We start from the raw sequence: 5,006 nt of genomic DNA, 5'->3' as shown, positions 1-5,006 counted from the left end.
GGCGTCAGGCTCGATGTCGGCTCGTCCATCGCCACGATGCGCGCGCGATCGAGCAGCGCCCGGGCAATCTCGACGATCTGCCGCTGCGCGACTTTCAGGCTGCCGAGCGGCGCTGCCGGATCGATCGTCGGGTCGATGGCCGCAAGGGCTTCCGCAGCGCGGCGTTCCTGCTCGCGCCGTGCGACGAAGATGCCGCCACGCGTCAGCGGATGGCCGAGGAACATGTTCTGGGCGACGCTGAGACGCGGCACCTGCTGCAATTCCTGGTGGATCATGGCCACGCCCGCAGCGCGTGCGGCGACCGGATTGTTCAGCGTCACCGGCTTGCCGTCGATCAGCACGCTTCCCGCCGTCGGCCTGTAGACCCCCGACAGGATGCGCAGCAGCGTCGATTTGCCGGCGCCGTTTTCACCGAGCAGGCCATGGATTTCGCCGGCTCCGACCGAAAAGGACACATCAGAGAGCGCCCGCACGGCCGGAAAGACCTTGGAAATCCCCTCGAATTGCAGCCGGGGTGACAATGGTTCGTTCTCCAAGCGGTCTGTCAAAGACCCCCTCACCCAGCCTCCGCTTCGCTCGGCTGACCTTTCCCCGAGGGGAGAGGAGATCGCCAGCGTCGGCGTCCTGCTCTTCTCCCCAGCGGGGAGAAGGTGGCCGCGAAGCGGCCGGATGAGGGGGACGCAACAGCCCCGGTTGTTGTCCCGTCTTAGTTGCCCGCTGCCGCGTCCTCGAGCAGCGCGTTGCGCACGGCGTCGCCGGCGCCGGAATAGCGGTCGGCATTGTCCTTGGTGATCAGCGCCTGCGGCGTGGCGACGACGCGCGGCAGCTTCTGCCCGGCCACCAGTCGCAGCGCCGATTCCAGCGCCACCTCGCCAGTCAGCACCGGGAAGCTATCGACGGTGCCGGTCAGCTCGCCGGCGCGGATCGAGGCATAGGCGTCGGAGATGCCGTCGGTGCCGAAGACGGCGACCTTGTCTTGCAGGCCGGCGGCCTTGACCGCCTCGACGATGCCCAGCGCCATGCCGTCATTGTTGGCATAGAAGCCGATCAGGTCGGGGTGCTGCTGCAGGATGTTGGTGGCCGCGTCATAGGAAGTCTGGCGATCCCAGTTGCCGGGGACGCTGGCGACGACGTCGAACTTGCCGGCTTCGGTGATCGTGGTCTTGAAGCCGTCGGTGCGCTGGACGGCGGCATAGACGCCGGCCTGGCCTTCGACGATGGCGACCTTGCCGCCGTCCGGCCGGTTCTTGATGAACCATTTGGCGACGCGCACGCCATTGTCGCGCTGGACATTGCCGACATAGTGCTCGGCCTGCGGGATGACCGCGTCATTGACGTTGACCACCGGCACATTGGCGGCCTTGGCCTGCTCCATGATCGGCTGCAGGTTGGAGTCGGTCTGCGGCGAGACGAGAAGCACGTTGTAGCCTTGCGTGACCAGGCCTTCGGCGATGGTGAGCTGGCCGAGCTGGTCGCCCTCGCTCTGCGCCGCCTGGTAGACGACCGGAACAGCGACGCGGTCGCCGAACGACTTGTAGCCCTCACCCAGCGAGCGCCAGTATTCGTTGGTCAGCGTCTTGGAGACGGCGCCCGCCTTGGTGCCGTCGGGCAGCTTGGGGAACGCACCGAACTTGGCCTCGAGCTGCGACCAGTCGATGCGATCCTTCTCGGTGTCGGAATTGAGCGGCGCGAGGTCCGCGGAAAACGCCGAACCGATGGACAGCGCCATCAGTGCAGCGGTGGCGGTGGCAGGCAGAAATTTCATGGTCTTTCCTCCCTTGTTGAAAAACGGTCTATGCCGCCGGAGCTTCAGCTGTCCGGCCCGAGCATGGCTTCCTGGATGATGGCCTGCGACGCGACCGCGTCCTGACGGTCGACGGCGGTGGACAGGCGGTTGTCCTTTTCCAGCCGATCGACGACGCGCAGCATGCGCTTGACGGTGGCGATGTTGACTTCGCATTCCTGGACCGGGTCGAGCCCGGTCATGTCAGGGAACGTGTCGAAGTAGATGGCACCGGCATAGCCATCGCGGCGGATCTGGCGGAGCAGCTCGATCGTCTGCAACGTATGCACCGCGCCGACCATCAGGCCGTCGTCGCGCTTGGCGTAGCCATCGTTGAGATGCACGCCGAGCAGCTTGCTGTGGCGCGCCACGAGTGCGGCGGCAAAGGCCGGCTGCTCGTCGGCATAGAGCACATGGGCGAAATCGAGCGTCACGCCGAGATTGGGCAGGCCGATCTCGCGGATCGCCAGCAATGTCGTCGCCGCATCCGGCATCAGGCTGTAGGAGCGCGGCTCGTTGGGTTTGTATTCCAGGCTGATCTGGCAGTCCGGATCATGCGCCGAAACTTCACGGATACCATCGATTTCGTGTTGCCACAGTGTCGCGTAATCGGCCTGGAACGCATAATCGAAGCCGTCCTGGCCCAGCCACAATGTCATCAGGCCGGAGCCGGCCTGACGCGCGGCGTCGATGCCGGCCTTGGTCAGGTCGATGGCTTCGCGGCGAATAGCGGGATCCGGATTGGTGAAGGCGCCGAGCTTGAAGGCCGGGTTGGAATAATAACGCATGGCGAAACCATTGATCGAAAGCCCGAGATCGCCGAGCTTTCGCGCCATTTCCGCAGGTTTTTCATCGACATGATCGGGAAAGTTGAGGTCGAGGTCGGTCAGCCCCGCAACCTTCGCCGCACGCGCCGCCATCTGCAGCATGGACGGCTTGCCGACAAGATCCGGCCATTCGGCCTGTGGCCGCGAGGCAAAGGAATTCAGGCGCGTGGCGAAACGATTGACTGTCATGGGTGGTCCTTTGGTGGACATAACTTCACATATATACGAATATTTGTAAAGTTCTCATTTTGAAGTGGCCCTGCCGCTGCGACCAACCGCAGGGGGCTGTTTCGATCGGGCATGATGGCGGCCGCTGCGCGTGCATCGGGAGGGCTACCTCGGGACGGAAAATGCCGACTGCCGATAGGTGATTCCGGTCCGTATCCTGCGCAGCTTTAAGCAAGGTTGTTACCGTTTTCGCGAAAACGGTAATGTACAACCGCTCGCAGCCCTTGCGTCTTGCGCGCCAATTGATCATCGTCTTTTGCACTATGTTGTGGCCGGGGGGTTCCGCACATGCCGACGCTTTATGCGCTGAAACCGGCCTTCCAGGCCAAGCTGCGGCCGCTCGCCGACCGGCTGGCCCTGGCCGGCGTCACCGCCAACCAGATCACGCTGCTGGCCACCGCCCTGTCGGTAGCCACCGGCATTCTGGTCGCGGCCCTTGCCGGCCATCGCGCGGTCTTCCTGCTGATGCCGGTGGTGCTGTTTGCGCGCATGGCGCTGAACGCCATCGACGGCATGCTGGCGCGTGAGCATGGTCAGGCCTCGAAGCTTGGCATGTACCTCAACGAACTCTGCGACGTCGTCTCGGACCTCGCGCTGATCCTGGCCTTTGCCGCCATCTTCCCAGCCTGGGGCGTCGTCGCTTTCGCCATCGCGGCGATCATCGTGGAGTTCGCCGGCGTGCTCGGCATAGCGGCCGGCACGGGGCGCAATTATGCCGGGCCGTTCGGCAAGAGCGACCGGGCGCTGGCGCTCGGCATCATCGCCTTTCTCATCGCCTGCGGCCTGTGGATCGCGGCGATCGCACCGTTTGTGTTTCCGGCCATGGCTACACTCTCGGTGGTGACCGCCATCAACCGGATACGCAGCGGCCTTAACGGGAGCGGCGACTGAAATTCCGGTCGCGTCCGCCAGGGGAAAAATATGCTTCATGAACAGACGATTGCCGCCGCTGCCGCTTTGGCAAACCTCAAGCGGGTGGCGCAAGAGCGCGTCTTCAAGAGCCATGACGACACCGAGATCTTTTACCGCTACTGGCCGGCTGTCGGGCAACCCGCCAAGGGCGCGGTTCTGCTGTTCCACCGCGGCCACGAACATGGCGGCCGCATGGCGCATCTGGTCGACGAACTCGACATGCCCGACCATGCCTTCTACGCCTGGGATGCGCGCGGCAATGGCCGCTCGGCCGGCGAGCGTGGCTACGCGCCGTCCTTTGCAGCACTTGTGCGCGACATCGATTGTATCGTGCGCGAGATCGGCAAGGACGGTTTTGGTCAGCGTGACATCGCGCTGATCGCGCAGTCCTTCGGCGCCGTGCTCGCCGCCGCCTGGGTGCATGATTATGCGCCGCAGATTCGCGCCTTGGTGCTGGCCTCTCCGGCCTTCTCGGTCAAGCTCTACGTGCCCTTCGCCAAGCAAGGCATTGCGCTGTGGCAGAAGATCAAGGGGCGCTTCTTCGTCAACTCCTACGTCAAGGCCAAATTCCTGACGCATGACGCCGAGCGCATCGCTTCCTTCGAGGCCGATCCGCTGATCACGCGGCCGATCGCTTCCAATATATTGGTCGAGCTCTACGACCACGCCGCGCGTATCGTCTCGGATGCCCGCGCCATCACTGTGCCGACGCAATTGCTGATCTCGGGCAGCGACTGGGTGGTGCGGCACGCACCGCAGCACGAGTTCTTCGTCAATCTTGCCAGCTCGGCCAAGCAACGGCATGTGCTGCCCGGCTTCTTCCACGACACGCTGGGCGAACGCGACCGCAGCCAAGCGCTCGACCTGATCAAGCCGTTCCTCGAAAGACAGTTCGCGACGCCAGCGAAGTCGGTCGACCTGACCACGGCCGACCGCGCGGGCTACACGCGCGACGAAGCCGACCGGCTCGCCTCGCCGCTCGCCCTGCTGTCGCCAAGGGGCCTCTATTGGGCAATGAGCCGTGCCTCGATCCGCATGGGCGCATGGCTGTCATCAGGCCTGCAGATAGGCATTGCCACCGGCTTCGATTCCGGCTCGACGCTCGACTATGTCTACGAGAACGAGGCGCGGGGCAGCAGCCCGCTCGGCCGCATGATCGACCGCGCCTTTCTCGATGCGATCGGCTGGCGCGGCATCCGCCAGCGCAAGCTCAATCTCGAAGAGTTGATCGGCTCGGCCACCGAGACGCTTCAGGC

5 protein-coding genes are annotated in these 5,006 nt (G+C 64.5%); 2 read left to right on the top strand and 3 right to left on the bottom strand.

The window, feature by feature from the left end; genetic code table 11:
- The 3 genes from E5W87_RS26380 to E5W87_RS26370 all read right to left on the bottom strand — a co-directional run.
- A partial coding sequence (locus E5W87_RS26380) for an ATP-binding cassette domain-containing protein (RefSeq protein ID WP_292404389.1) occupies positions 1–521 on the bottom strand: 521 nt, incomplete at its 3' end.
- 185 nt (positions 522–706) lie between these two features.
- Entirely contained in the window at positions 707–1,765 is a 1,059-nt protein-coding gene (locus E5W87_RS26375; RefSeq protein WP_292404372.1) for a substrate-binding domain-containing protein, read from the bottom strand.
- Positions 1,766–1,809: 44 nt separating this feature from the next.
- Positions 1,810–2,799, bottom strand: a complete 990-nt coding sequence (locus tag E5W87_RS26370; RefSeq protein WP_292404370.1) for a sugar phosphate isomerase/epimerase family protein — start codon at positions 2,797–2,799, stop codon at positions 1,810–1,812.
- A 327-nt stretch (positions 2,800–3,126) separates the two neighbouring features.
- Between E5W87_RS26370 and E5W87_RS26365 the strand changes: the two genes are divergently transcribed.
- Positions 3,127–3,729, top strand: coding sequence for a CDP-alcohol phosphatidyltransferase family protein (locus E5W87_RS26365; RefSeq protein ID WP_292404367.1), 603 nt, complete (start codon positions 3,127–3,129; stop codon positions 3,727–3,729).
- A 30-nt stretch (positions 3,730–3,759) separates the two neighbouring features.
- Positions 3,760–5,006 (top strand): bifunctional alpha/beta hydrolase/class I SAM-dependent methyltransferase (locus E5W87_RS26360; protein WP_292404365.1); only part of this gene is annotated, 1,247 nt, incomplete at its 3' end.

The sequence above is a fragment of the Mesorhizobium sp. genome, assembly GCF_004962925.1.
GTDB lineage: Bacteria > Pseudomonadota > Alphaproteobacteria > Rhizobiales > Rhizobiaceae > Mesorhizobium.
This window is presented reverse-complemented; position numbering and strand designations above follow the sequence as displayed.

Excerpts from the sequence above, each read along its gene's own strand:
- E5W87_RS26375 (WP_292404372.1), bottom strand. The coding sequence starts at position 1,765 with ATGAAATTTCTGCCTGCCACCGCCACCGCTGCACTGATGGCGCTGTCC.
- E5W87_RS26370 (WP_292404370.1), bottom strand. The coding sequence starts at position 2,799 with ATGACAGTCAATCGTTTCGCCACGCGCCTGAATTCCTTTGCCTCGCGG.
- E5W87_RS26365 (WP_292404367.1), top strand. The coding sequence starts at position 3,127 with ATGCCGACGCTTTATGCGCTGAAACCGGCCTTCCAGGCCAAGCTGCGG.